The sequence below is a fragment of the Xanthomonas sp. CFBP 8152 genome (assembly GCF_014199025.1).
Lineage (GTDB): Bacteria > Pseudomonadota > Gammaproteobacteria > Xanthomonadales > Xanthomonadaceae > Xanthomonas > Xanthomonas arboricola_B.
The window spans coordinates 950,623-976,395 of record NZ_JACHNO010000001.1 but is presented as its reverse complement, the minus strand read 5'-3'; the positions used below and the strand labels follow the sequence as shown (position 1 = coordinate 976,395).

Below are 25,773 nucleotides of genomic sequence, written 5' to 3'. Positions count from 1 at the left end.
CCATCGCGCCCAGGTGCGCTCCTACGCATTGCCTGCCAACGCCCCCTTCGCAAGCGGAGCAACCCGGCGCGCCCACTGCTCCCAGCCTTCAGCACCGCCCGGCTACAATCGGCGTCATGCGCATCCACTTGCAACACGATCCTGGCGGCAACGCGCCGCTCCGCTACGTCCAGCTGACCCTGCAACCGGATCTGTTCGGCGGCTGGGAGCTGCTGCGCGAGAGCGGCGAGATCGGTGGACGCTCGCAGTTGCGACGCGACCAATACCTGCTGCAGGACGAAGCGGACCGGGCCTTCGACAAGGCGCGCGACACCCACCTCAAACGCGGCTTCCAACTCATCACCGGCGGCGCCGACGCGCCGCGCTGAGGAACACCATGCTCAAGAACGATCGCCTGTTGCGTGCCCTGAACCGTCAGCCCGTCGACCGCACCCCCGTGTGGCTGATGCGCCAGGCCGGCCGCTATCTGCCCGAATACCGCGCAACCCGCGCGCGCGCCGGCAGCTTCCTGGGCATGGCCAAGAACCCCGAGATCGCCTGCGAAGTGACGCTGCAGCCGCTGCAACGCTTCCCGCTGGACGCGGCGATCCTGTTCTCCGACATCCTGACCATTCCCGATGCGATGGGCCTGGAGCTGTATTTCGTCGAAGGCGAAGGCCCCAAGTTCCGCCACCCGGTGCGCGATGCCGCCGCGATCCATCGGCTGGGCGTGCCGGACATGGAAACCGAGCTGCGTTACGTGATGGATGCGGTGCGCCTGATCCGCCGTGAGCTGGACGGCGCGGTGCCGTTGATCGGCTTCTCCGGCAGCCCGTGGACGCTGGCCTGCTACATGATCGAAGGCGGCGGCAGCAAGGAATACGCGCGCATCAAGGCGATGGCCTTCAACGCGCCGGACGTGCTGCATCACCTGCTCGGCACCGTCACCGATGCGGTGATCGCCTATCTGTCGGCGCAACGCGCGGCCGGTGCACAGGCGTTGCAGGTGTTCGACACCTGGGGCGGCGTGTTGTCGCCGGCGATGTACCGCGAATTCTCGCTGCCCTACCTCACCCGCATCGCGCGCGAGCTGGAACGCGGCGACGGCGCCGAGCGCACCCCGCTGGTGTTGTTCGGCAAGGGCAACGGCGCCTATGTGAGCGAGCTGGCGGCCAGCGGCGCCGAAGCGGTAGGCGTGGACTGGACCATCTCCCTGGCCGACGCCGCCCAGCGCGCCGGCGGCCGCGTCGCCCTGCAAGGCAACCTGGACCCGGCCACCCTGTACGGCTCGCCCGAGGCGATCCGCGCCGAGGTCGGCAAGACCCTGGACAGCTACGCACAAGGCAACGGCGGCTCGCGCGAAGGCCATGTCTTCAACCTCGGCCACGGCATGTCGCCGGATATGAATCCCGAACATGTGGGTGTGCTGGTGGAAGCGGTGCAGACGCTGAGCAAGCGGTAATGCCAAGGCACGGGTGGACAGCGCACCGTTGTGCTGTCCACCGCCGCTCAACGCGCGCACCCGAGTAGCGCGCGCTGAGCGTGATGACGGGCGGTGGCTGCATCAGCAATAGATCGGCAGCACCGCCGGGACGTCTCTGCTGCTGCCAGGCCATCCCAGGCACGCGGCACAGCGACGAAGGCAGTCTTCAGCGATCGCAAGGCCAGCCTCCATGCCTTCACCCGCATCGCGTCTGCATCCGCTCCAAACACGGCCTGCCCGCCTCGTTCCGTTGAACGTTATTTCGCCACCCCGGTGATATGCGGCAGTGAGCACCCTGCCGACGTCACTGCGAGGTGATGCGCGCCGCGCTCAACCGCACTGAGGTCAATCATCGATGCGCGTGGGCTCCGGTTTCGCAAGGCTCCGACAGCGTGTCGGCTGGCCATTGACTTGCCGCAAAGAATCGCCAAGCGAACGCGAGCTTTCCTGCCTTGCGTCAAGAGCAGCCTGTGCTCGCCTGTTCCGCATGGTCTTTGTGTAACTCCCTTCGCGATTCCCCGCGACATTCCCCGCACGCCGTTCCAAAACGCGTCATTACCTCGCATACCGCTCTAAAGCGGATCGGCTTCACGTCGATAAGCCCGGCATTGCCGTCGTTTAAACCAATATTTCCGGAGCAAGGAGATCTACTGTTTCTCCACGGTGATGCGGTGCCACTGCAACACATCTCCGGACAGGCAGGCCGCCTGCCGAACCTCGACATCGTCACGTTTGTTCAAACGCTCCACTCATTCGAGAACAAGGAGAAACGCATGGCATTTCCAACCGCCGTCAACGACCAGATCACCGACTCCGTCACACAAGCCAATACCAAGGTGCTGGGCGATGCCCCCGCCATCGCCATGGGCAATCTGTACCAGGCCACCGCGCAGGCACTGGCCAATGCCGCCCATAACGCGACCAATGCGCAGCAGCAGAGTTATGTCACCGCGCAGTCGGCCACCACCATGGGCGTGGCCACCCTCTATTCCATCGACACCGCCACCACCGGGGTTGCGACCAAGCAGGTTCTGAGCACCGGCGTGCCTGGGCTCGTCTCGCGCTAACTCGAATCTTTAGGAGAAGAAAATGGCATTTCCGACTGCAGTCAATAATCAGATCACCGATTCCGTCACCCAGGTCAATACCAAAGTCCTGGGCGATGCACCGGCCATCGCGATGGGCAATCTGTATCAGGCAACCGCACAAGCGTTGGCCAATGCTGCCCATAACGCGACCAACGCGCAGCAGCAGAGCTATGTCACCGCGCAGTCGGCCACCACCATGGGTGTGGCCACCCTGTACTCCATCGACACCGCCACCAGCGGCGTCGTCACCAAGCAGATCCTGGGCGTCTGACGGCCCGGCTAACGCCAAGGACATGCGCCAATGGCATTTCCCACCGCCGTCAACGACCAGATCACCGACTCGGTTACCCAGGCCAATCTGCAGGTATTGGGAAGCGCTCCAGCCGCAGCCATGGGCAATCTGTACCAGGCCACCGCGCAGGCGCTGGCAAATGCGGCCCACAACGCAACACTCGCGCAACAACAGATGTATGTCACCGCACAGGCAGCAACCACGATGGGCGTTTCGCTGCTGTATTCGCTCGATACCGGCGCCACGGGTGCCGCCACCAAGAAGATTCTCGGCTAACCGCTAACGCCGCAGCGTCTTCATTTCTTCACTACCTCAAGGAGCTATCACCATGGCCTTTCCGACCGCCGTCAACAGCCAGATCACCGATTCCGTTTCCCAGGTCAACACCAAGGTCCTCGGCGATGCGCCGGCGATTGCAATGGGCAACCTGTTCGTTGCCACCAGCCAGGCGCTGTCCAACGCCGCGCACAACGCCACCAACAACCAGCAGCAGTCCTACGTGACGATGCAGGCATCGACGACCCAGGGCGTGTCCACCCTGTATTCGGTCGATACCGCATCCGAAGGCGTCGCCACCAGGCAAATCCTCGGTCTGACCTGATCGGCCACCGGGCGCCGCTGCTGCCGCACGAGCGGCGCCCGGTTGACTAAGCGATGTGATGCCAACCCCACGCGGTTTCGTTGATCGAATCGAGAAAGGACGCCTCATGCTGCAACTACGTCATATCCCGACGTCCAACACCCTGGACGTCGTCGTCAGACTGATCCGGGGCCGCACCATTGTGGCGACGTTCGCGCCGCACCAAAAGGCAGTGATCAACGTCGAGTTCGACGGCATCCTGCCGGTGATTCCCGGCGCGCAACCGTTGGTCTATCGCCAGAAGCTGGATAGCGTTATCAACCTGCCGCAAGGCAACTTTGCATTCTTGGAACGCGTGCCCGATGGCGTGGCCTTGCAGTACGCGTGCAGACACGAACCACAGAACACCGTGCTGTTCTCGGCGTCGGCTGGCGTTGAACAGCGCAGGCCGTCGTTGGCCTAGAACGCCGACGCCAGTGCCCCGTCATGGAGCCAAGCGCGCAGGCCGCAAGCGTCGCCAGCCTGGTCGGCACTGCCGCTACAGGCGCGGCGATGGCCATCGGGCAGGCGCCGGCCTTCGCGATGGCGGCGACCTATCTGGCGCTGTCGGACTCCATCGCCCTGGCAATGGAAAACGCGGTTGCCAATCAGCAGCGCGGGCAGGTGCTTGCCGATGCAGCTCTCACCCAGATCCTTGCCTTAATCATCCAGAAGGGAGCGACTTCGTCATGATCGACGACAGTAGCGTGAACAGCCAGATCGTCGATGCGGTGAGCAGCATCGTCACGCTGACCACCGGTCAGGCACCCGCACAGGCGCTCGGCATGCTCGATGCCGTGATGCTGGAGACGCTGGGCATGGCGATGCACAACGCCGTCAACCGGCAGCAAGGCGCCGGCATGATCAATGCAGCAGCGATCACCGCCGCCTGCGCCAAGATGATCTCGGCACCGTTCCCGGTTCCGCCACCACTACCACCGCCTGCGCCACCCGGACCACCACCTACGGTTGCGCCGTTGCCTGGCCCTCCCCCTGTACCGCCCCCGCCGGCAGCGCTCATCGCCGCCGCCGCGGCGGAAGCCAAGGTGGCCGTCGACGTGCTGAAGACGCAAGCACAAGGCGCCTCGGCAGATGCTGCGACCGCCACCGCCGACCTCATGGAAGTGCATGCGCTGAGCGTCCCGCCGCCCCTGCCCGCCACTCCCCCCGCCCCCGGCGCCGGCCCCGATCATGCTGCCACTCCTGATGCTCCTGCTGCTGCACCGGCAACTTCACCCGCAGCTGCAGCTGCTGGCACACCCCCTGTTGTTGCTGCATCTGCACCTGCTGCTCCTGCTGCACCTGCATCTGCATCTAGCTCTGCACCTGCACCTGCGCCGCCTGCTCAGTCGTAGGCCGTCTGCAGAGATGAGGTCAGCCACCCCTACCACCAGGCCTCATTGAAAGGCGGCCGATCATTCCATGGGAACCAAGATGGAACCGACAAAGGTCAATGCGCAGGTCATCGATGTCATCAACCAGGTGCAGCTGGCGACCATGAGCCCGCAGGTCGTGCTGACCAGCGGAGCCGGCAAAGCCTACCAATCGGTGGCGCAGTCCACCGCCATTGCGGTGCAGGACGCCACCGACGCGTTGCGCAATGTCTCCACGATCGCAACCACGGCCGTTGGTGTGGCGATGGCGCAGTACCTGGCCACCGGCGATGACAAGTACGTCACCGCACTCACCCAGGCGCAGGCGCTGATGCAGGGCGCCACCGACGACTTCGCCAGGATCGGTTCGGCGGCCGGGCTGGTGCTGAAGAATTTCCCCGCTGGTTGACCTCACAAGGAGTCATGCAATGTCCGTTTCGATCGCAGGCCGCCTGATCTCGATGCCGACGATGCTCTCGACGCTGGGCAGGCAGTGCCTGGCCTTCATCGATGGAGGCACGCAGTGGCTGGCATGGGCGATCCAGTCGCCCGGTGTGCGCTATGACTTTCCCGACGAGAGCAGCTTGCTCGACGAGGTGCAGCAAGGCCTGCACGGCTCGCGCCTGGCCTTGTTGCCGCAGCTGGAACTGAAGGTCAGCCCGGTCAAGCTGATGACCTTTAGCCCGACCGACCTGGCCACGCTGGCGCAGGCAGAGGCCGGCGACACCGGCTCGGTGGTCAAGGCGCAGCTGCAGCGCATCTTCCGTGACAACGCCCTGTACACCGCAAGCGACCTGGCCGCAGGCCGCAGCCTGCTGACACAGCTGAAGATCGATGGCGCCGGCGTGCTCCAGTCGCTGGACCTGGAAGAAAGCCTGGCGCTACGCCAACTGGCTGCAGACGCGCCGCCGGCCAACGTGACGCCGGCACTGCAACAGGAGGCAGCGGCTTTCGCGGTCGAGCAGGCGCGCACGCCGATGGAATTCTGCGATTACTACCGCTTCTACCTGGCCTGCAGCTCCACCATCGCAGCTGCGGACGAGCGCGCGCATGCGGCGGCTTCGGCGCTGCAGACGCTGTTGCCGCAGCTGTTCACCACCCTGGACTGCCCACAGGTCCAGGGGCTGCCTTCGCCCAACGAGGTCGAGCGCAGCGTGGCCGAATGGCTGGCACGCGGTCGCCAGATCGGCTTCGCGCGGCTATCGCTAGCAGCCCAGCAGATCGTCCAGCACACCCGCTACCGAGGCGAAGGCGACGACCAGGCGGCGAGCGACGCGATCCGCCTCTACCTGCAGTCGGCGCAGGCATTCCTGGCGGCCAACCGGCCCAGCCGCGGGGTGCTGGGCCAGGACGGCAGCAGCTGCGTGTTCTCCATGCACAACGACACCCTGGCTGCGCTGCTGCAGGTCAACAACGGCGTCATCTCGCTGCGCGATTTCGGTGCCGCACCTGCATCACCCACCACCTCGCAAGACACGGATGCGGAGGCCACGCAGTGAGCGCACCGCCGCCGCCTGCTGCGGCCGGCGACCAGGCCCCGCTTGCGACCAGCGCCGCCGACGCGGCGCGCGAAGCGGTGCATGCAGGTCGCGCCGCTGCCCTAGCGGCCGCACGCCAGGGCATGGCGCAGGCCGAAAACGCACTGGGTGAGAGGCTGCGCGCGCTTGCAGCGCAGCGCCCAACCGAAACCGCACCACTCGCCGCGCCGATGCGACCATCGCGTGCCGATGCCGTCACCCCGCTCCATTCCGCGTCCACTTCAGGAGATACCAGCATGTCCGACGATACTCAGCCCACGCCCCCGGACCAGACACCAGCCTCCACTGCGCAATCGTCAGGATCCTCGCAGATCGAAGCGGCGCTGAAAGCGGCGCAAGCCCAGATCGATCAGGCGATGGCGGCCAGCGATAGGGCAGTACGGGCGGCCATGCAGGCCGCAACCGCCGCGACCGCCGCAGCTGGCAATGACCAGGCGATCGATAGCGCAAACCAGGCACTGCAGCAGGCCGAACAGGCCGCCGCTGCGGCGGTGACCGCCGCGCAGCAGCAGACCGAGCAGGCAATGGCGGCGACGTCGCCGGCCACTCCGAACGCCGACGACGGAATAGCCAGCTGACGGAGCGATGCGTTTCGGCGTTGCGATGAAGCCGGTCTCGCGATGAACCCGTCCGGTCTCATTGGCGCCGGTCTGCCGGCTCCCCGCCGCCACGTTGATCCAGCAGCGCAGCTCCACTTGCCGCGGCCATCTAGCCCCGGCCCAGCCAACGTCCGATCCGAAGGAATTCCGACATGACGTTCTATGCAGGTTTCGACACCGATCAATTCCCAGGACTTCCCGCGCTGCAGTGGCTCAAAACGCAGACCGACCTGGTGTGGTGCGGCTACTACCTGGCACCGGCGCCAAGCCATGCCGACACCGGCTGGATGGGCCAACGCGCTGCGTTGATCGCACAAGGCTGGGGCCTGGCGCCCGTCTACCTTGGTCAGCAGACGGTCGGCCCCGGTTCGCACGACGTCACCGCCCGGCAGGGCAGCCTCGATGGTGCACAGGCCGCAGCGCTGGCACGCGCCGAAGGCTTTCCCGATGGCGCGGTGGTCTATCTCGACTGGGAAGATGGCGGCAGCCCGCCACAGGCAGCCATCGACTACATCCGTATGTGGATCGCCGCGCTGTTGGGCAATGGTTTTTCGCCCGGCCTGTACTGCTCGCACGCGCGCGCAGTGGAACTGCTGTCGCGGATCGGCCCCCGCCCCTCCCCGCGCGTCTGGGCCTGGCGGGTCTCCACGGCAGGGCGTCACCTCTACGCCGGCGACATCCGGCACGTCCAGCCCTCCGATCCGGCCGGCTGCGGCTATTCCCAGGCCATGCTCTGGCAATACGAACAGGATGCGGTGCTGTCGCTTCCTGGTACGCCGTGCGATGGGCTGGAAGTTGACCTCAGTTATTCGAGTTTAGCCGATCCGAGCTCGGCGTGATTGCGCGTATTTCCTGCATCGGGAAAAAGCAGAAACCCATAAACTCCAGCAATGCATGAAGATCCCTTGCAACCAACCCGACACTCCCTGCATCGATAGACGACACCACGCATCACCCCACTTTCCCCCGCACTGATTCAATGCATTAAACGACCGGATAAGCGCATCACCTGCGTCAATCAATCCGCCAACGCACTCGTCGAAACCAGGCCAAAGCCGAATCCGGATCAACGCCTGGTGCGGACCTACCTCCATGGAATCACATCAATATTCCATAGCAACCCTCGCCCAAAGGGCCCTGCAACGATTGGCTAGCGCCCTCGGAAAGAATAATAACTGTGACTTTCCCCAATAAAGTATAGAGAAATCGGCGGTATTACTAAACGCTCGGACACCCCTGTCCAAGAGCCCACGTCTGTATCGAGCGTGCATACGCGTATCCCCGCAGACCGGGATCATGCCGATCTAACCGCATAAAACCTAGCGCCTGCAGCAGCCAGCCCACGAGTACGCATTACCGCAGCGGCAAGAGAACTCCGCCATCAGGTCGCTCGATCTCGGTACGACATATGCCGGCCTGCACCTTCCGCCCCGAAAGGAGATGTGAAATGACAGTAATAGTTGATTTGATGTCAGAACAAACCAATTCCGTCGGCATCGCAGGCATCTCACGACACCAAGGACGTTGGAGGCACCGGCCAGACATGCGCTATGAAGTCGACCCCGACCCGACCTTGATCGCTTGGACCGAGCAAAACATGGGAATCGGATCCTCAAGATTATCGCGCTCCCCCCTGTTACAGCAATTTACAGGTCATACGGCCGTTCTGTCTCGTCTTCGCGGGCGGGTCCAGTTCGTCAGGGGACTGGTACCGAATGTGTCGGGTTATCCATGGGCGTTCTTTGGCCAAGGCGGTGGAGGCCACTGGCAAGATGATAGCGCCATGCTTGACGACCCGACCTGCGTCAGTTTCGAGATACCTGTAACAGAGGAGGATGCCGGAAATTTCCCGCGATGGTTCCGTGCTGTGGCTCCGGAAATAAATGTCTTCGCACTGAAGAATGGTGACGGATTCAATAGCTTCAATTGCGTCCTAGCTTCTCTCACGCTGCTCATCAACTACCTTCTCGAGTCGGAGAACGACTATTCCTCCTATGTCATCCAACTGACAAAAGTACGCGACTCGCTTCAAGGCCATTTGATGCAAAACATCATGGGTGGATTTATATAAATCCACCACATGACACGCCCGCCGCAATCACAACCCCGGTCAACAGCAGTGCATTGAATAATCACGCAACTCGACTACAGCGAAAGTTTAGCAGAAAAAGCCACGTTTCACCCCATGAATGCATCAAGAGTTCACCCTCATACCACCGTAGTGCACGAGCCCCGTAATCCACACATAGATTAATACAACGACCCAACCACCCGAGATTATGGAGACATCAAGAATGTCAACATTCACAGTATTTTTTTGCGGGACAGGATCGAACAGCCTGGATTACGACAGTGCAAACTACAGCGAAGGACAGCTTATCTCCACATTGGCACGCAACCATCTCGGGGTGGAGTTCGATGATTGGCTCATAGCGGATGGACCGGGCAGCGGGAATCAACAAGAAAACGATAAATGGACACTCCCGGGGAACTACACTGATGCTCGGGGCACCACTTTTGGCTCGGGCTGGGAGGAGAACGTCAAGCACGCGATTGCGGTGATCAAGAAGGACCCCAGCCATATGAGGACCTTAATGACAGATGCGGAAATACGCATCCTACAAAGGGAAAAGGCAGTTGCCGAAGCAGCTGGACTTGAGCCGCAGAACACTTTTGGTGGCTGGACCCCTGCCAATAGGCACCGAAAAATCGTTCCCCAAGCTTTACAAAAGGCGCGAGCAAAAGTCCTGCGAACACCACTGCCTGACCGCGTCAACCTCATTGGCTGGAGCCGTGGCGCAGTTACCTGCCACATGATGGCCAATGCAATGTATGCCGACCCGCAGCTCCGCCACATCTGCGTCAACATTTTTGCGATAGACCCGGTACCCGGTCCTTTGAATTTCCAGTTAAACAGGACAACACTGAATACCAACGTGCTGGAATACCGCGCCGTATACGCACGCGATGAGAGGGCGCGCGGCTTTACTCCGATCATCCCGGACGTAAAAGTAAAGAAGGAACTAATCCTCATGCCTGGTGCCCATGCGACCCTTGTCGGAAACGCATCCAAGAATGGCAAGGGCGGCGGCAACCAGATCTTTCCGGAACCAGGACAAATGGTGCGGCATCTTGCGGAGACATTCCTGCGGGATAATGGGACGCAGCTCGGCTCATGCCTGAATCTGAAGGATACCGGCTTATTGGAACTCTACGAACAAATTCTCAAGGACGATAGAAGCTACATCGCAATGCGGCAACTGGGCTACGGCATGGGATGTGTGGAAACGGAAAGCGGAGACCGATGGGCAGCCGTGGGTTCCGGTGCGGTTGTTGCGGGCCTGACATCGCTACCGATGCTGCACCCCGATCCGATCTTTGTAAATTGGCACCATCGCAGTGTTTACATCAAGCACTATGCCGATCTGACAGGAAGGCCGGAGGCCATTGAAAGGGACTTGCTGGCTCAGTGGTTCCCGGTAACCACAGGGCGGTTCATTAGTCGTCCCTGAAAGACGTCACTCGCCCGACCGCCCCAATGCGTTACAGGCAGCCCAACCGTGCCACAACTGCGCTTTTTCGCTACGCTGGACCTGATCGCTAGCAATCCGGGACCATCCTTGCACTGCCGTACCCGTGGCCGAATGATGCCAGCTCGTTGTCGGCAGCGCAGGAGTGAAGCGGGATTGGACGGATTGCTGACGCACGCGATCGATGCCGCGCATGTAGTAGAGGTAGAGACAGCCGATGGGCACGACCCGGCGCGGGCGATCTTTTCGGGCGCCGCAAGTCGGCCACCCCAACCAATCGGTGCTTGAATAGAATTTTTTCTGAGAGGCGGCGCATTTGTAAGCAACCGCATGCTGGGCCCAGCCGATGAACCCAGCACGAAGTTGGGGCCTCATATCTGACGGTCAATCCTGGCCATAGACCCTACGGAACTCACGCGGGCTTACCCCAACCAGCCGCCGGAAGCTCTTTTCGAAATGGCTCAGGTCGCCGAAGCCGACCTTCAGCGCTACTTCGGTGATGCGCAGCTTCGGTTGCCGGTGCAAAAGCTCCTTGGCCTTTTCGATGCGTAGCTGCTGCAGCATCGGTTTGAACGGGGTGCCGAGTTCGTCGCGGAACAGAAAGCCCAGATGCGACTGGCTAACGTGCGCCTGCCGGGCCAGATCGCCCAGGGTCAGCGGCTCGGCATAGTGCTCGCCCAGATGCACCAATGCGCGCCGCAGTGCGTCGTGCAGGGTGGCGAGACGTTGCCCGGGGCGATGCGGAAGGCCGTCGATCCAGTCGACCGGCGTTTCCGGCGGCGTGGGCTCTGCCGGAGGATCGGCCTGTCGCGACACCGTGGCGCGCGCATCGTGCTGCGCTCCTTGCGCCCGGCCTTCCAGCAGACGCGGTGCGTGGCGCTGGATGTCGGCGCTGCCGACCGGCCTGCCTGCAGTCATGACCGCCAGGCGCAGCACCACCCGCTCCAGCTCCTGGAGGTTTTCCGGCCATGGGTAGTGCGTCAGGGCGTCCATCAGCACCTCGGTGACCACCTGACCGTGATCCAGTCCATGCCGATCCAGCACGCGCTCGACGTGAAAACCGATGTCTGCCCGCCGGGTGCGCAACGGCGCGATCCCGATTGCCAGGACATCCAGTTGCGACAGCAGCGCGCGTGAGAAGCGCCCCGCACGTACGCGGCGCGACAGATCAGCGGTCGTGGAGGCGATCACCCGCGGCAAGGCCCCGCCGCCCGAGATAGCCCACGGTGTGGACCTGCCCCGAAGATGCACTGCAAGTTGATGCTGTGTCGCGTCGTCGAGCTCATCCACGCCCTGCAGGAACAGCGTTCCTCCCATTGCGCGCTCGAACCATGTTGCCGGCATGTCGTCGGGAGCAGCGCAATCGACCGCAACGAACGGACCCTCTCGCCAGGGTGCAGCTGCATGCAGCAAAACGGCCACCTCCTCTTTCTCGGTGCCGAACTCGCCGCGCACGATGACTGGCAAACGACTGTCTGCGGCCTGCTCGACGAACGCATCGATCATCCAGACTTCTTCGCAGACCCCCGTCATCATCAAAGATCGAGCGAGCCGGTCTTCCGCCAACGTCCGCGCTGCATCGCGCTTGATCAGGTACGCACAACATTTTGCGATCTGCCGACACAGCGTCATCGCCTGCGCGGCCATGCCGCCGTGGGCCGGGGTCACGTGCAGCGTACCGAGCACTTGCCTGGCGTGCTGGACCGGAAGACACCGCACAATCGTTGCCTGATCGTTCGCCTGATCCGGAGCAAGCGGATCGCTTTGCGCTACCCCGACGAACGCGCATGTCGCACCGTTCAAGATCTCGCTCTGCGATAGTTCCGCAGCGATCTTGCCGAGCATTGCCGCCAAGGGATCGCCCGGGAGATAGGCGCGCTGCAATACGTCTAAGACCTGCTTTTCCATTATTAGTCCGACCTGATCAACGGCGCGCTCAGAAGGCGGCCATACCCAAGTCGCGCCATCCCTGACCAGACCGTCGGCAAAGCTCCAAGAAATGAATTCCGCTTTTAGGTTCAACGCTCCCCCACCTCCCGCTCGATCGATCCATCGCAACGTGGAGTGACCCTCGCCTGCCTTGTCTGGACCCGTCGGAGGAGCGAAGGATTCGCCAGCGAATCAAACGCTTGTTGCAAGCCATGGCGGGCATTAGCACGCCACCATTCCCCTTTCCCGACGATTCGTGGCAGGTGGCCGACCTTGAATGCGATTGGTTGAAGCGCGTCTCATTCGTTACCGGCACATCGGTGCGTTACTGCGACGGACTCAAGCAACGACGTGCCGCATGCCGTTGCGACGTCCTGCACAGCGGCGCGGGGATAATGCGCTGTCTTCCCTATGGCGATGCTCATGCCTCAGCTTGTTTCCGCCTTGCGTGCCTACGACACCATCAAGCCCTTGCTATGGCTGGTGTCGCTGGCGATCTTCATGCAGATGCTGGATGCGACCATCGTCAATACGGCGCTGCCGTCGATGGCGCGCAGCCTGCACGAAAGTCCGCTGCAGATGCAGTCGGTGGTCTTCAGTTATGCCTTGGCGGTGGCGATGTTCATCCCTGCGTCGGGCTGGATTGCGGACCGCTTCGGCACCCGGCGCACCTTCCTTGCGGCGATCATCGTGTTCACGCTGGGCTCGCTGCTGTGCGCAGCCGCGCAGCAGCTGCCGCAGCTGGTGGCCGCGCGCGTGGTGCAGGGCATTGGCGGGGCGATGCTGCTGCCGGTGGGCAGGCTGGCAGTGCTCAAGACCGTGGCACGCGCCGATTTCCTGCGCGCGATGAGTTTCATCGCGATTCCCGCACTGATCGGCCCGCTCATCGGTCCCACGCTGGGCGGCTACCTGGTGGAAGTCGCCTCGTGGCACTGGGTGTTCCTGATCAATCTGCCGATCGGCGTGATCGGTTTCATCGCTGCGTTGAAGATCATGCCCGACCACTATGGCGATGCGCGCCAGCGCTTCGATCTGATCGGCTATCTGATGCTGGCGTTCGGCATGGTGGCGCTGTCGCTGGCGCTGGACGGCATCTCCGAGCTCGGCTTGCGCCATGCTTTTGTCATGCTACTGGCCATCGGCGGGCTCGCCGCATTGGCCGGTTACTGGCTGCATGCGGCCAGCACGCCGGCGGCGTTGTTTCCGCTGGCCTTGTTCAAGGTGGCCAGCTATCGCATCGGCATCCTGGGCAACCTGTTCGCGCGGGTGGGCAGCGGCTCGATGCCGTTCCTGATTCCGCTGTTGTTGCAGGTCGGCCTGGGCATGAGCCCGATGAACGCCGGACTGATGATGGTGCCGGTGGCGTTGGCCGGCATGGCGGCCAAACGTGCCGCGGTGAAGCTGGTCGGTCGCTTCGGCTATCGCCGCGTGTTGATGCTCAACACCGTGCTGGTAGGCCTGGCGATGGCCAGCTTTGCCTTGATCGATGTCGGCCAGCCGCTATGGCTGCGGCTGGTGCAGCTGGGCTGCTTTGGCGCGGTGAACTCGCTGCAGTTCACCGTCATGAACACCGTGACCTTGCGCGACCTGGATCGCGAGCAGGCCAGCCCCGGCAACAGCTTGTTGTCGATGGTGATGATGCTGGCCACCGGCTTCGGCGCGGCGGCGGCGGGCAGTCTATTGGCTGCCTTCAACACGCATCTGGGCGACAGCCACGGCGCCACAGCCGCATTGCATGCAACCTTTTTGTGCGTCGGTGGCATCACCTTGTCGTCGACGCTGATCTTCTGGCAGCTGGCCGAGACGCGGCCGCATCCCAGGCAGGTGGAAGAAGTCGCCGAATGACGCGACCTTTGCGGCATCGACCGGCGCCGTACGCAAACGCAGGGCCGTGCGCGATTTCAACGCAGCATACGGTTCTAGATCTCGTCGCGCGGGCGTTCGCGTTGCAGTGCTTCTGCGATGGTGTCGGCCAGCATGTCTCCGGTAAGCGGCTTGCGCAGGAAGCTGTCGAACCCGGCTTCCTGCGCGGTGGGTTCGGCCTCTTCGTCCGAGCGTGCGGTCACTGCAATCAGCGGCATGTCGTAACCGAATACGCGCAGCTGCCGCGCCAGGGCGAAACCATCCAACCCCGGAAGATCCAGATCCAGCAAGGCCAGATCGAAGGCGTTGTCGGCCGCTTCGGTCAGCGCGGCCAGCCCGTGCGGCGCATGCACCACCGAGTGCCCTTGCGAACGCAGCAGGCCAACGATGACCTCGGCGATAGTGGGGTCGTCTTCCACCAGCAGGATGCGCTGCGGGGCGACCGCGCGTCCCGCGCGCGCCACCTCGCTGCCTAGCGTGGCGTTGGAGGCGACCCAGCGCAGCGGCAGATCGACCACGAAGCGCGTGCCGGCGCCCAACCGGCTGATCACCTCGATATGCCCGCCCATCGCCATCGCCAATTCCTGACAGATGGCCAGACCCAGGCCGCTGCCGCCGTAACGCGAGGTGGTCTTGGCGCCATCGCCCTGTTCGAAGCGCTGGAACAGGCGCGCTTTCTGGTCGGCGTTGATGCCCGGGCCGGTATCGGCCACCTCGAAACGCAGCCCCTGATACGAGCCCAGCGTGGTCAGCTTGAGCCCGACCACGCCGCGCTCGGTGAACTTGATCGCATTGCTGAGCAGGTTGAGCAGAATCTGGCGAATGCGGGTGACATCGCCGCTGGCGGTGATGTCGCCAAGCAGCCCTACTTCCAGGCTGAAACGCAGGCCGCGCTCCTGCGCCAGGGGCGCCATCAAGCCCTCCACCTCGGCCACGAGCTGGCGTACCGAGAACGGCTCCAGATCCAGTTCCAGGCGCCCGGATTCGATCCGCGCCAGGTCCAGCGCATCGTTGACCAGCCGCAGCAGATGTGCGCCGGCACGACGGATCGATTCGGTATAGCTGCGTTGTTTGTTGTCCAGCGAGGTCTTGAGCAACAGCTCGCTCATGCCCAGCACACCGGTCATCGGGGTACGCACCTCGTGGCCAAGCGTGGCCAGAAAGCGCGTCTTGGCCAACGACGCCTGCTCGGCCAGCTCCTGCTTGTGCACCGCCAGTTGCCAGGCATTCAAACGCCGCAGGCGGCGGCGGTACAACAGCACCGCCGCGGCGATGACGCATAGCGCGAGCAGGCCCAAAAAAACCAGTCCCCACGGCGACAACCACCAGGGCGGCAGCACCTGGAAACGTAACGTCTGGCTGGCCGACCAGATCCCGTCGGCGGTGCGCCCCTGCACTTCCAACGTGTAATGCCCCGCGGGCAGCCGCGAAAACTGCCGCTCGCCGCTGGGACCGACATCGATCCAGTCCGGATCGTAGCCACTCAAACGAAATCGGTAACTGTTGGATTCGGAATCGGCCAGGCTGAGCAGGCGCGCGACGATATGCAGATCGCGGTCGCCGTCCTGCATCGTGAGCGGCTCCTGTCCGGTGATATCCAGACCACGCTCCCCGCGCCGCAAGCCCACGCGTTCGATGATCAACGGCGGCCTGCGCGTGCTGGGGCGCATCGTGGCCGGATCGAATACCACCACGCCGTCGGGCGATGCGGCGACGATCCGCCCGCTGCCGGCCTGCACCAATGTATTGATCTGCAACTGCTGGTTGGGGAGCCCATCGTGCACCCCATATACACGCACCAGTCTGCTGCCCGGATCGATCCGGATCAGGCCGCGTTGACTGGACACCCAGGCGACTCCCCGGGCGTCGACCACCAGCCCGTTGGGCGCCACCAGCGGAAACTCCTGCTCCTTTCCGACGGTATCCAGGTGCTTGAGCCGCGTTCCGTCCCACAGATACCGCCGGATCTCGCCGGCCAACCCGATCCAGACCACGCCCTCCTCTCCCAGCCGGAACAGATACGTCGGCAGGGCCGGCGCACCGTCGACGGGGACAAATCGGTCGGCCACGGGGTCCCAGCGCCGCAGACCGGCGTTGTTGCTCAGCCATATCTGGCCATCCGGGCCAAGGCGTATGTCCAGGATGGTCAACACCTCCAGTCCATGACTGCCATTGACGATGGTCCGCAGCAATCGCCCCTCCTGGTTGCGGATTTGCAGACCGTATTCCAGTACCGTCACCCACAGTCGGCCCTGCGCGTCCTCTGCCATCCAGCCCGGTCGGTCCGCAGCGCCGTCTGGATCGGGTTCGATATCCTCACGCAACGGCCAACGCTTGACTTGCCGGGTCTGCGGGTCATACCGCATCAATTTTCCTTCGACGCCGATCCAGACCAAGCCGCGCCGGCTTTCGAGCATGGAATCGGGCGGACGCGCGTCGATCTGAGCCAGATGCGTCTGCAGTTGGCCGGTTGCCGCATCGAGATACTCCAGTACATGCCGCGAGCCAGCCAGCCAGACACCGCCGGCAGCCGAAGACGCCGTTGCCAGCACGGACGGATTGGTCAGCGACTGTGGATCACCGCCGTGGTGGGCCAGTACCGCAAAGGTGTCCCAATGCGGGGGCAGGTGCCACAGGCCGCCTTCGAGCGCCGCAAACCACAGCCCGCCCTCCCGATCTTCGTAGGCTGTAATCCAGTTGCGTCTGACCAGGCCGTGCGCCGACAGGCTGTAGACCGGCACGCTGCCGATCTCGGTTCCTGCAGTGGACAGGCCCAGGCCGCTGTCGGTGTCCAGCCAATAGCGCCCGCTGCGATCGTGCAGCAACACCCCCATGACCCGCCGTTTGCTCACGGCTTTCTGCCATGGCTGGGGCCGCGCCTGGCCGTCGGCGCCCACACGAAACGCGTCGCCGGCCACATCCGACACCCATAAGGTGTCGCCACTGTGCTCCATGTGCAGCCGATTGATCGCCTGCGTAGTTCCTGGCAGCGCAACCCGTTGAAAATGCGCACCGTCCCAGCGAGCAAGCCCGCCATGGGTCCCGATCCACAATGTTCCGTCGGGCGCGACCTCGAACCCGATCACGCTGTCGGACGGCAGGCTGGTGGGGTCGTCGGGCACGTTGGAAAATCGCTGCATGCTGCCGTCGGGACGTCGCCGGTACAGCCCGTGGGCCGCGGTACCAAGCCAGACATCGCCGTTCGGGGTGTTTGCCAGCGCCCACACCGTGATTTCGCGCAACTCCGGAAACTGCGGGTTCTCCAGCCGCCTGAACGTGCGTGTCTTGGGCTCCAGAAAACCGGCCCCGCCGTTTTCGAACCCCATCCACACCCGATTGTCGCGATCGACGCACAGGGTCCAGATCGCGTTGCTGGTCAACCCGTCTTCCATCCGCCAGACGCGGTAATTGCGGCCATCGAATCTGGCCAAGCCGTCATCGCTGGCGATCCAGAGATAGCCCTGCTGGTCTTCGGCCAGCTCACTGACGGTGTCCGAGGGCAACCCGTCGGCGACCGTGACCTGACTGGGCACCGGCGTGAGCAGCGCGCGCGTGGTCGCCCCTGTAGGTGGCACCGCGACGCACAGACACAGCGACACTGCTGCGATCAACCAATAGGAAAAACACAAAAAAAGGCGCACTGGACAGGTTTCACGACGAGTCGCCGCATAGTGCGGGCCGCACGCGGTGCGAGCAAGCCCGAGCGAGCTTGCCGCGCGGCGCATCCGTTCCCGCGTCACGTGGCTTCTCCACCGTCACTGCCCGAGCCGCGCGCGCCTGCCGTGCAGCCACGATCGCTTCGGCCGGCATCTCGGCCGTGACCGGCTTGCGCACGCATCCCTGTCCCATCGGCACCTGCGCGGTCGCGCGCGCCCTGACGGGACTGCACGTGACCCGCTTCATGGCAGCCGGGCTCAGAGCGGCCAACAAAACTACGGCGCAGCCGTCAGGCGGCACTACGTTTTTGTCGGCCGCTCCTAGTCGGCGGCCGGCACGTCGTGCGCATCGACGGCGTCGGCCAGCACACGTGCCAGTGCCTGCGCCAGCAGCTCGCCGGTGACCGGCTTGCGCAGGAAGCCATTGCAGCCGGCGGCCATCGCCTGCGGTTCTGCGTCGGCATCGGCACGTGCGGTAACCGCGACGATCGGAAAGCGCACGCCGCGCGCGCGCAACTGCGCCACCAACGACGCACCGTCGATGCCCGGCAGATCCAGATCGCACAGACCCGCGTCGAAGCTGCGCGTACTTATCTCGGCCAACGCCGCCAGGCCATGCAGGACATGGGTGACCTGATGGCCACGCGTCTGCAACAGGCCAACGATCACCTGCGCCACGGTCGGGTCGTCTTCGACCAGCAGCAGCTGCAAGGGTGCCTGTGCCTGCGGCGAGGTTGCGCGTGCAGGCGCAGGCACCGCGGGGAGCACACTCACCCAGCGCAGCGGCAGCTCGACCGCAAAACATGCCCCTTGCCCCAGTTCGCTGCTGACCGTCACCGTACCGCCCATCGCCGCCGCCAGTTCGCGGCAGATCGCCAGGCCCAGGCCACTGCCGCCATGCCGGGCAAGCGTCACGGCGCCTTCGGCCTGCTCGAAGCGCTGGAACAGGCGCCCGCGCTGTTCTGCGCTCATGCCCGGGCCGGTATCGCACACGTCGATCCGGATGCCGTGCCTGTGGCTTTGCGGCACCACCGCAACACGCAGGCTGACGCTGCCGTGCTCGGTGAATTTGACCGCATTGAACAACAGGTTGAGCAGGATCTGTTGCACCCGGCTGGCATCGCCATGCAATGCCGGCGGCAGCGCGTCGTCCAGCTCGCACGCAAAGGCCAACTGCTTGTGCTCGGCGCTCGGGCGCACCAGCTCGGCCACCTGCCCGATCAGCTGACGCAGATCGAAGTCGCGGTAATCCAACGGCAGCTTGCCGGCCTCGATCCGCGCCAGATCCAACGCATCATTGACCAGCCGCAGCAGATGCTTGCCTGCCAGCTGGATCGCACTGGCATAACCCTGCTGACGTCCATCCAGCGGCGTCTGCAGCAGCAACTCGCTCATGCCCAGCACACCGGTCATCGGCGTGCGCACTTCATGCCCGAGCGTCGCAAGAAAGCGCGTCTTGGCCAACGATGCCTGTTCGGCCAGCTCGCGTTTGTGCTGGGCCAGCTGCCACTGCGCGCGCATGCGCACACGGCGACGATAGGCGGCCGCAAGAAATGCGCTCAGCAGCAACCCAAGCAGGCAGATGAGCGCGATGCCTGCGTCACTGCGCCACCATGGTGGATTGACCGAGAACCGCAGCGAGCGCATCTGTGAGCGATTGCCCAGCGGATCCACGCCTTGCAGCGCGAGTTCGTAGCTACCGGCAGGCAAACTGGCAAATTCTCGGATTCCCGCATTGCCCGACGTCTGCCAGTCGGTGTCGAAGCCTTTCAGGAAACTGCGATAACGATTGGAAAGCGGATCACTGTACGACAGCAGACGGCTGACGATCTGCAACTGGCGATCTCCAGGACCCAGCTGAAACGGGCGATCCATGGGTAACGCGATGCGTGCGCCATTGCGTAGCACGCTGACATGCTCCAGCTGCAATGCAGGTACGAACGGTGCGATATCGGGCATTGCTGTATCCAGCAGCACGGTAGAGCCATCGCTGGTCGCACCGATCAGGATATCGCCTGCCATCAGCAGGCAATGCTGGGTGAACTCCTGGCTGGTCAATCCATCGCGCGTGCCGATATTGCGCAGCCGTGCCGGCGTTACCGAAGGGTCGATCCGCCATAGCCCGCGCAAGCTGGAAATCCAGACCCTGCCACGCGCGTCGATCCGCATTGCGGACGCGTCGAACCCGGTCAGGCCATCAGCCTGGCCCACTTGGCGCACGCGCACCCAACGTGTCGCGGTTTTTTTCCATTGTTCTGCACCGATGGCCCGATACACCCAGACCATGTCCGGCGATTGGCTGGCAAATGCCTGGACCTGCGTTCCTTCCAGGCCTGCGACCGGCACGAACCGGCGTGACGCGTCGTCCCAGGCAAACATGCCGCCCTCGCCTGCAACCCAGACACGCCCGTCCGGGCCCTGTTCCAGCTGCTGTACGGCGATATCGCGCAGGCCGTGCAAGTCTTGCTGCGTAATGCGCTGCAGGACACGACCGCTACGCAAATCGCGCTGCTGCAGCATGTCGATGAAGGCCATCCATACCGTGTCACCATGCTCGATGATCCAGTCAGGCGCCGATAGCGCCGACGCCGGTTCAGGGCCATGGGACGGCCAGTGGATGAATTCACCCGTACGCAGATCCATGCGAGAAAGACCAAAGCTCAAGTTGCCCAGCCACACACGTTGCAGGCGATCCTCCAGCGCCGATACCAACTCCATGTCCTTGAGATGCGGCGACTGCAGACCTGTCTGAAACGTGTCGCCGGTGCCTGGATCGACACGCAACAAGCGCCCTTCTGCATCGACTTGCCACAGGCCACCAGAACGGGTGGCAGGGGCCAGGTTGCAATAGATGGCATCGCCCGTCGGCACCGGTGGTTTGAGCACGGCGGTGCGCTTCCAGTCTGCCGGCAAATACCCAAGGCCGGTACCATGCATCGGAACCCAAAGCCCTCCATCGGCTGCTCCCAGCAGGCCAATGACATTACGGCGTGACAACGGCCCTTCACCGCTGAAGGCAGGGACCGGTGGACGCTCGCCACGGGTCCGCCACAGACCGCGTCCGCTTCCCAGCCAGAATTCGCCGTCCGGGGCAGCCACTGCACCCCAGAATTCGTTGCCGGTGCCGAACATCGTCCCCCAGGGAAGCGGCAGCCATTGATCGTCGGATCCCATGACATGCAATCCCGACTCGCTGCCCAGCCACAGACGGTCCCCCGCCCATTGCAGACCGAAGATGGCGGACTGCCGGTTCGGTTCGTCCGGGACATGTACGCGATGCAGACGTTTTCCGTCGTAATAGGCCAGGCCGCTACTGGTTCCGATCCACAGCCGCCGCCGGTTGTCCGCCGCAAGATTCATGACCATGGCCTGGTCAAGGTTGCCATCGACCATCCCCAGATCCACCGACGACATCGCGCCGGAAGCATCAATGCGAACCAGCGCGCCGGTCGTGGTTCCGGCCCAGATATCGCCGTCGAACGCAGCGATGCTGTAAATCTCGCCGTCCTTCATCGACGGATAGTCAACCGCGCGGTAGTGCCGAAAGTGGCTTCGTCCTGCATCCATGACGCTCAGCGTCTTGCCGCAGCCGATCCATATCCTGTCCAGCGCGTCGATGTGCAGCGCCTGGATCGCGTTGCAGGGCAACGATGCCGGGTCGGAAGGATCGTGTCGCCAGGTCCTGAATCCTGCGCCGTCGTATCGCACCAAACCATCCAGGGTGCCAAGCCACAGATAGCCGGCACGATCCTGGTGGATCGCAACCACCATGGTCGATGGGAGTCCGTCGCTGGGACCCACGATCCGGAAACGCGGGATCTCCGGAATCTTCGCCGCACAGGGCAATGCGCCCAGCAGCAAGACGAGCAAAACGGCAAACGCACGCATGTGGGCATCCTTTCCACGTCCAGCCCGCATGCTCGCAACGGATCGTTGCGAGCGCAAGCCAAGCGCGGTGCAGCGGGATATGTCTAGAATCCGCCCATGACAACCCTTGCCCGCCTGTTGCTGCTTCCCGCCCTGGTCGTGACCAGCCTCGCCGCAACCGCTGCGCCGGCGCGGTACGCGCTGGATCCGGTGCACACGCGGGTCCTGTTCGCAGTCGAACATGCCGGCTTTTCCAAGGCGTTGGGCACCGTTTCCGGAACCAGCGGCACGCTGGTGTTCGACCCGGACGACTGGGCCTCGGCACGGCTGGAAGTGACCGTGCCGCTGCACCGCGCCGACCTGGGCGATGCCAAGTGGAACCAGGCCACCCTGGCACGCAACCTACTGAACGCCGAGCGGTTTCCCGACGCGCATTTCGTCTCCACGCAGGTGGAAGCCAGCGGCGAGAACCACGCCAAGGTCACCGGCAATCTGACCCTGCACGGGGTCACCCGCCCGGTCACCCTGGACGTCACCCTCAATGCGCTCAAACGCCATCCACTGCCGCCGTTCCGCCGCACTGCCGGATTTTCCGCCACGGCCACGCTGAGCCGTGCGGAGTTCGGCATCGACGCGTGGAAATCGATGATCGGCGATACGGTGGAACTGCGTATCGAAGCCGAAGCCGTGCGCGAAGGCCGCGCCGACGACGACACGCCGCAACCGCAACCTCAAAACGCACCCGCCGCCCCTGACGCTGCGCCCAGCCCGGAATCCTGAGCATGACCCTGAAGAACATCGAACGCTGGGGCGGTGTCAGCCAGACCCTGCACTGGCTGATCGCACTGCTGATCCTGGTGCTGGGCATCGTCGGCCTGACCATGGGCGAATTGCCCAAGACACCGAAATACTTCTGGGTCTACACCGCGCACAAGTCGGTGGGCCTGAGCGTGTTGGCACTGGTGATCGTGCGGCTGGGCTGGCGCCTGTATGCGGGCGCGCCGCCGCCGGTGGCCGGCACCCCACGCTGGCAGGAACGCATCGCCGGGCTGACCCACTGGCTGCTGTACGCGATGATCTTTGCGATGCCGCTGTCGGGCTGGTTGTACGACTCCACCAGCGGCCTGCGCCCGTTCCGCTGGTTTGGCCTGTTTGCCGTGCCCAAGCTCAGCCCGCCGGACGAACAATTGCGTGCGGTTGCGCACTTCGTCCACGAGTGGGGCTTCTGGTTGTTGATAGCCGTGGTGCTGGCGCATGCCGGCGCTGCGCTCTACCACCACCTGTTCCAGCGTGACGCCACCTTGGTGCGGATGTTGCCGCGCGGTTGGCTCTCTTCCAAACCCTGAAGGATTTCCCCATGTCGTCCAGATTGCTCGCCTCTCCCCTGCTGGTCGCCGCCGCCCTGGTGGCCACATTCGCTGCCGCCCCGCTTCTCGCTGCCGATTACGTGCAGGCGCCCGGCTCGTCGCTGGTATTTGCCAGCAAGTACGACGGCGAAGTGTTTACCGGCAAGTTTCCCGGTTTCGACACCACACTGAGTTTCGACCCGGCCAATCTTGTCGGCGCCAAGCTCGATGTGCGCATTCCCCTGGCCAGTGCCATCAGCGGAAACAACGATCGTGATTCGACCCTGCAAGGGCCGGACTTCTTCAACGTGGCCAAGTTCGCCACCGCGCGCTACCGCGCCGACAAGGTCCGCGCACTCGGCGGCAATCAGTACGCGGCCGATGGCACGCTGGAATTGCGCGGCGTCAGCAAGCCGGTCACGCTGACCTTCACCTGGACACCCGGCGCGCAGCCGGTGCTGGCCGGCAAGGCGCTGGTCAAGCGCCTGGACTTCGGCGTCGGCGGCGGCGACTGGGCCGATACCAAGACCATTCCCAACGAGACCGCGATCAGCACCAAGGTGGTATTCAAGGCGAAGTAACGCCACCGGCCGCAACCGGACGCGGCCATTGAACGGCGGCCGACCTCGTCGGGCCGCCGTCCTTTACGCCTGTGCCAAACGCATCGCCGCCGCACAGTTGTCGCCTGTTGCATCAGCGCACGCCGGCATCCAGCCACTCGCGCAAACGCCGGCGATCGAACGGCCAACCCAACTCACGCCCATCCGCATCGCACACCACCGGCACGCGCTCACCATAAGCGGACTCGAGCGCCGCATCGCCGTCGATGAAGACGCTACTGAACTCGCCTGCGCGTGCCTGCGCCAGTACTTCCACGGCCTGGTCGCACAGGTGGCAATCGTCGCGCTGGTACAGGACCAAGGCCATCCGGAACTCTCATGCTGCGCTGCAGCCGTGCCGCAAGCGCCGAGCGACTAGAATAGCCGCCTTTACGCTCACCTCTCCGGCAAGCATGGCTGTCAGCACGTTCGACCTGTTCAAGATCGGCATCGGTCCGAGTTCCTCCCACACCGTGGGGCCGATGCGCGCGGCCGAGCGCTTCGTGCATCGCTGGCTGCTCGACGCCGGCCGCCTGCAGGATGTGGTGCGCATCCGCGCCGAAGTCTTCGGCTCGCTGGCCCTGACCGGCCGTGGCCATGGCACCGACAAGGCCGTGCTGCTCGGCCTGGAAGGCCACCGCCCCAACCTGATCGACCCGGACATCATCCCGGCCACGCTGGAGCGCATCCGCGCCAGCAAGCGCATCAGCCTGATGGGCCAGCACGTCATCGCCTTCGACGAAAAGCGCGACCTGCCGATGAACAAGCGGCAGAAGCTGCCCTACCACACCAATGGCATGCGCTTCACCGCCTACGATGCCGATGAAGCGGTGATCGCCACGCGCGATTACTACTCGGTCGGCGGCGGTTTCGTGGTCAACCAGGACGATGCCGCCGACGACCGCATCGTGGCCGACGAAACGCCGCTGCCCTACCCCTTCCTCAGCGGCGACGAATTGCTCGCGCAATGCGCACGCAGCGGCCTGAGCATCGCCGCGCTGATGTTCGAGAACGAAAAGAGCTGGCGCAGCGAGGAGGAGATTCGCGCTGGTCTGCGCGAGCTGTGGGCGGCAATGCAGTCCTGCGTGGAGCGCGGCATCCGCCAGGAAGGGACGCTGCCGGGCGGCCTGAACGTCTCGCGGCGCGCACCGGCGTTGTACCGCGAGCTGTCGTCCAAACCGGAAGCGGCAATGCGCGATCCGCTGACCACACTGGACTGGGTCAATCTCTACGCACTGGCCGTCAACGAGGAAAACGCGGCCGGTGGCCGCGTGGTCACTGCACCCACCAATGGCGCAGCCGGCATCATCCCGGCGGTGCTGCATTACTTCGACCGCTTCTGCCCCGGTGCATCCGAGCAGCGCATCTTCGACTTCCTGCTCACCGCTGCAGCCATCGGCATCCTCTACAAGGAAAATGCCTCCATTTCCGGCGCCGAGGTCGGCTGCCAGGGCGAAGTGGGCGTGGCCTGCTCGATGGCCGCCGGCGGCCTGGTCGCCGCGCTGGGCGGCAACCCGGGGCAGATCGAAAACGCCGCGGAAATCGGCATGGAGCACAACCTGGGCCTGACCTGCGACCCGATCGGCGGCCTGGTGCAGATCCCGTGCATCGAACGCAATGCAATGGGCGCGGTGAAGGCGATCAACGCCAGCCGCATGGCCATGCGCGGCGACGGCAAGCACAAGGTGTCGCTGGACAAGGTCATCAAGACCATGCGCGACACCGGCCGCGACATGCAGGACAAGTACAAGGAAACCAGCCGCGGTGGCCTGGCGGTCAACGTCATCGAATGCTGAGCCGGGCGCGGCCCCGGGCCGCGCCCTGTATCGCCACCGAGCGCGGCAGCGCGCTGCGCACCCGTCGCGCACGCGGAAGAAGACGCCCCGCCCCTCCCCTCTGGCAAGAGCAGAAAGCGGCGCAGATCGAGCAGGCCGCGAACGTCTTGCCCTGCAACAAGTGCCCCCGCAGACACCCTTCTGCCGCCTGCGGGGCACGGGCTCCGAAGTGCGGAT

24 protein-coding genes are annotated in these 25,773 nt (G+C 64.1%); 20 read left to right on the top strand and 4 right to left on the bottom strand.

The window, feature by feature from the left end:
- The first annotated feature begins 116 nt into the window (after positions 1–116).
- From FHT09_RS04000 to FHT09_RS03930, 15 genes are all read left to right on the top strand, one after another.
- A complete protein-coding gene (locus FHT09_RS04000; protein WP_006449079.1) occupies positions 117–368 on the top strand; it encodes a WGR domain-containing protein in 252 nt (83 codons plus the stop codon).
- An 8-nt stretch (positions 369–376) separates the two neighbouring features.
- Positions 377–1,441, top strand: a complete 1,065-nt coding sequence (gene hemE, locus FHT09_RS03995) for a uroporphyrinogen decarboxylase (protein ID WP_104535979.1) — start codon at positions 377–379, stop codon at positions 1,439–1,441.
- Positions 1,442–2,235: 794 nt separating this feature from the next.
- Positions 2,236–2,529 (top strand): RebB family R body protein, encoded by a 294-nt coding sequence (locus FHT09_RS03990; protein WP_104535980.1) that lies wholly within the window; start codon positions 2,236–2,238, stop codon positions 2,527–2,529.
- 22 nt (positions 2,530–2,551) lie between these two features.
- On the top strand, positions 2,552–2,821 hold the full coding sequence (locus FHT09_RS03985; RefSeq protein WP_104535981.1) for a RebB family R body protein: 270 nt from the start codon (positions 2,552–2,554) through the stop codon (positions 2,819–2,821).
- Between the two features lie 30 nt (positions 2,822–2,851).
- Entirely contained in the window at positions 2,852–3,118 is a 267-nt protein-coding gene (locus FHT09_RS03980) for a RebB family R body protein (protein WP_104535982.1), read from the top strand.
- 52 nt (positions 3,119–3,170) lie between these two features.
- On the top strand, positions 3,171–3,443 hold the full coding sequence (locus FHT09_RS03975) for a RebB family R body protein (protein ID WP_047696493.1): 273 nt from the start codon (positions 3,171–3,173) through the stop codon (positions 3,441–3,443).
- Positions 3,444–3,549: 106 nt separating this feature from the next.
- The gene (locus FHT09_RS03970) at positions 3,550–3,885 is read left to right on the top strand and encodes a hypothetical protein (RefSeq protein ID WP_104535983.1); all 336 of its coding nucleotides are present in this window, start codon (positions 3,550–3,552) and stop codon (positions 3,883–3,885) included.
- An 89-nt stretch (positions 3,886–3,974) separates the two neighbouring features.
- Entirely contained in the window at positions 3,975–4,154 is a 180-nt protein-coding gene (locus tag FHT09_RS03965; RefSeq protein ID WP_243848944.1) for a RebB family R body protein, read from the top strand.
- The gene (locus FHT09_RS03960) at positions 4,151–4,816 is read left to right on the top strand and encodes a RebB family R body protein (protein WP_166774384.1); all 666 of its coding nucleotides are present in this window, start codon (positions 4,151–4,153) and stop codon (positions 4,814–4,816) included. The genes FHT09_RS03965 and FHT09_RS03960 overlap by 4 nt, the downstream gene beginning before the upstream one ends.
- Positions 4,817–4,895: 79 nt before the next feature.
- Entirely contained in the window at positions 4,896–5,243 is a 348-nt protein-coding gene (locus FHT09_RS03955; RefSeq protein WP_024939226.1) for a hypothetical protein, read from the top strand.
- Positions 5,244–5,262: 19 nt separating this feature from the next.
- The gene (locus FHT09_RS03950) at positions 5,263–6,333 is read left to right on the top strand and encodes a hypothetical protein (protein WP_104605595.1); all 1,071 of its coding nucleotides are present in this window, start codon (positions 5,263–5,265) and stop codon (positions 6,331–6,333) included.
- Between the two features lie 275 nt (positions 6,334–6,608).
- Positions 6,609–6,950, top strand: coding sequence for a hypothetical protein (locus FHT09_RS20180; RefSeq protein WP_243848943.1), 342 nt, complete (start codon positions 6,609–6,611; stop codon positions 6,948–6,950).
- Between the two features lie 173 nt (positions 6,951–7,123).
- The gene (locus FHT09_RS03940; RefSeq protein WP_104605597.1) at positions 7,124–7,810 is read left to right on the top strand and encodes a glycoside hydrolase domain-containing protein; all 687 of its coding nucleotides are present in this window, start codon (positions 7,124–7,126) and stop codon (positions 7,808–7,810) included.
- Positions 7,811–8,418: 608 nt separating this feature from the next.
- Entirely contained in the window at positions 8,419–9,042 is a 624-nt protein-coding gene (locus FHT09_RS20175) for a hypothetical protein (RefSeq protein WP_223293132.1), read from the top strand.
- A gap of 223 nt (positions 9,043–9,265) precedes the next feature.
- A complete protein-coding gene (locus tag FHT09_RS03930; protein WP_104605599.1) occupies positions 9,266–10,483 on the top strand; it encodes a hypothetical protein in 1,218 nt (405 codons plus the stop codon).
- A 402-nt stretch (positions 10,484–10,885) separates the two neighbouring features.
- Here the strand turns inward: FHT09_RS03930 and FHT09_RS03925 are convergent, their stop codons facing one another.
- Positions 10,886–12,409, bottom strand: a complete 1,524-nt coding sequence (locus tag FHT09_RS03925) for an AraC family transcriptional regulator (RefSeq protein WP_104605601.1) — start codon at positions 12,407–12,409, stop codon at positions 10,886–10,888.
- 444 nt (positions 12,410–12,853) lie between these two features.
- Between FHT09_RS03925 and mdtD the strand changes: the two genes are divergently transcribed.
- On the top strand, positions 12,854–14,275 hold the full coding sequence (gene mdtD / locus FHT09_RS03920; RefSeq protein WP_104605752.1) for a multidrug transporter subunit MdtD: 1,422 nt from the start codon (positions 12,854–12,856) through the stop codon (positions 14,273–14,275).
- A 74-nt stretch (positions 14,276–14,349) separates the two neighbouring features.
- On the opposite strand, the gene FHT09_RS03915 is transcribed toward mdtD, so the two are convergent.
- Positions 14,350–17,892, bottom strand: coding sequence for an ATP-binding protein (locus tag FHT09_RS03915; RefSeq protein ID WP_258077189.1), 3,543 nt, complete (start codon positions 17,890–17,892; stop codon positions 14,350–14,352).
- Positions 17,893–18,270: 378 nt separating this feature from the next.
- Entirely contained in the window at positions 18,271–21,837 is a 3,567-nt protein-coding gene (locus FHT09_RS03910; RefSeq protein ID WP_104605605.1) for a hybrid sensor histidine kinase/response regulator, read from the bottom strand.
- A 96-nt stretch (positions 21,838–21,933) separates the two neighbouring features.
- Between FHT09_RS03910 and FHT09_RS03905 the strand changes: the two genes are divergently transcribed.
- From FHT09_RS03905 to FHT09_RS03895, 3 genes are read left to right on the top strand one after another with little or no spacing between them, the layout of a single operon-like run.
- Positions 21,934–22,596 carry a YceI family protein gene (locus FHT09_RS03905; RefSeq protein WP_104605607.1) on the top strand — a complete coding sequence of 221 codons (663 nt, stop codon included), beginning with the start codon at positions 21,934–21,936 and terminating at the stop codon, positions 22,594–22,596.
- Between the two features lie 2 nt (positions 22,597–22,598).
- A complete protein-coding gene (locus tag FHT09_RS03900; protein WP_104605609.1) occupies positions 22,599–23,162 on the top strand; it encodes a cytochrome b in 564 nt (187 codons plus the stop codon).
- A gap of 11 nt (positions 23,163–23,173) precedes the next feature.
- Complete coding sequence (locus tag FHT09_RS03895; RefSeq protein WP_104605611.1) at positions 23,174–23,743, top strand: YceI family protein; 570 nt, start codon at positions 23,174–23,176, stop codon at positions 23,741–23,743.
- 112 nt (positions 23,744–23,855) lie between these two features.
- Here the strand turns inward: FHT09_RS03895 and FHT09_RS03890 are convergent, their stop codons facing one another.
- Positions 23,856–24,089: a glutaredoxin family protein gene (locus tag FHT09_RS03890; RefSeq protein ID WP_104605613.1), complete on the bottom strand. Its 234-nt coding sequence runs from the start codon at positions 24,087–24,089 to the stop codon at positions 23,856–23,858.
- Between the two features lie 85 nt (positions 24,090–24,174).
- Between FHT09_RS03890 and FHT09_RS03885 the strand changes: the two genes are divergently transcribed.
- The gene (locus tag FHT09_RS03885; protein WP_104605615.1) at positions 24,175–25,557 is read left to right on the top strand and encodes an L-serine ammonia-lyase; all 1,383 of its coding nucleotides are present in this window, start codon (positions 24,175–24,177) and stop codon (positions 25,555–25,557) included.
- Positions 25,558–25,773: the final 216 nt, after the last annotated feature.

What these genes read in the sequence shown, in the direction of transcription:
- FHT09_RS03940 (WP_104605597.1), top strand. Translation starts at nt 7,124, where the DNA reads ATGACGTTCTATGCAGGTTTCGACACCGATCAATTCCCAGGACTTCCC.
- FHT09_RS04000 (WP_006449079.1), top strand. Translation starts at nt 117, where the DNA reads ATGCGCATCCACTTGCAACACGATCCTGGCGGCAACGCGCCGCTCCGC.
- FHT09_RS03970 (WP_104535983.1), top strand. Translation starts at nt 3,550, where the DNA reads ATGCTGCAACTACGTCATATCCCGACGTCCAACACCCTGGACGTCGTC.
- FHT09_RS03980 (WP_104535982.1), top strand. Translation starts at nt 2,852, where the DNA reads ATGGCATTTCCCACCGCCGTCAACGACCAGATCACCGACTCGGTTACC.
- FHT09_RS03895 (WP_104605611.1), top strand. Translation starts at nt 23,174, where the DNA reads ATGTCGTCCAGATTGCTCGCCTCTCCCCTGCTGGTCGCCGCCGCCCTG.
- FHT09_RS03930 (WP_104605599.1), top strand. Translation starts at nt 9,266, where the DNA reads ATGTCAACATTCACAGTATTTTTTTGCGGGACAGGATCGAACAGCCTG.
- FHT09_RS03965 (WP_243848944.1), top strand. Translation starts at nt 3,975, where the DNA reads ATGGCCATCGGGCAGGCGCCGGCCTTCGCGATGGCGGCGACCTATCTG.
- FHT09_RS03950 (WP_104605595.1), top strand. Translation starts at nt 5,263, where the DNA reads ATGTCCGTTTCGATCGCAGGCCGCCTGATCTCGATGCCGACGATGCTC.
- FHT09_RS03885 (WP_104605615.1), top strand. Translation starts at nt 24,175, where the DNA reads ATGGCTGTCAGCACGTTCGACCTGTTCAAGATCGGCATCGGTCCGAGT.
- FHT09_RS03900 (WP_104605609.1), top strand. Translation starts at nt 22,599, where the DNA reads ATGACCCTGAAGAACATCGAACGCTGGGGCGGTGTCAGCCAGACCCTG.
- mdtD (WP_104605752.1), top strand. Translation starts at nt 12,854, where the DNA reads ATGCCTCAGCTTGTTTCCGCCTTGCGTGCCTACGACACCATCAAGCCC.
- FHT09_RS03910 (WP_104605605.1), bottom strand. Translation starts at nt 21,837, where the DNA reads ATGCGTGCGTTTGCCGTTTTGCTCGTCTTGCTGCTGGGCGCATTGCCC.
- FHT09_RS03925 (WP_104605601.1), bottom strand. Translation starts at nt 12,409, where the DNA reads ATGGAAAAGCAGGTCTTAGACGTATTGCAGCGCGCCTATCTCCCGGGC.
- FHT09_RS03985 (WP_104535981.1), top strand. Translation starts at nt 2,552, where the DNA reads ATGGCATTTCCGACTGCAGTCAATAATCAGATCACCGATTCCGTCACC.
- hemE (WP_104535979.1), top strand. Translation starts at nt 377, where the DNA reads ATGCTCAAGAACGATCGCCTGTTGCGTGCCCTGAACCGTCAGCCCGTC.
- FHT09_RS20175 (WP_223293132.1), top strand. Translation starts at nt 8,419, where the DNA reads ATGACAGTAATAGTTGATTTGATGTCAGAACAAACCAATTCCGTCGGC.
- FHT09_RS03960 (WP_166774384.1), top strand. Translation starts at nt 4,151, where the DNA reads ATGATCGACGACAGTAGCGTGAACAGCCAGATCGTCGATGCGGTGAGC.
- FHT09_RS03890 (WP_104605613.1), bottom strand. Translation starts at nt 24,089, where the DNA reads ATGGCCTTGGTCCTGTACCAGCGCGACGATTGCCACCTGTGCGACCAG.
- FHT09_RS03905 (WP_104605607.1), top strand. Translation starts at nt 21,934, where the DNA reads ATGACAACCCTTGCCCGCCTGTTGCTGCTTCCCGCCCTGGTCGTGACC.
- FHT09_RS20180 (WP_243848943.1), top strand. Translation starts at nt 6,609, where the DNA reads ATGTCCGACGATACTCAGCCCACGCCCCCGGACCAGACACCAGCCTCC.
- FHT09_RS03975 (WP_047696493.1), top strand. Translation starts at nt 3,171, where the DNA reads ATGGCCTTTCCGACCGCCGTCAACAGCCAGATCACCGATTCCGTTTCC.
- FHT09_RS03990 (WP_104535980.1), top strand. Translation starts at nt 2,236, where the DNA reads ATGGCATTTCCAACCGCCGTCAACGACCAGATCACCGACTCCGTCACA.
- FHT09_RS03955 (WP_024939226.1), top strand. Translation starts at nt 4,896, where the DNA reads ATGGAACCGACAAAGGTCAATGCGCAGGTCATCGATGTCATCAACCAG.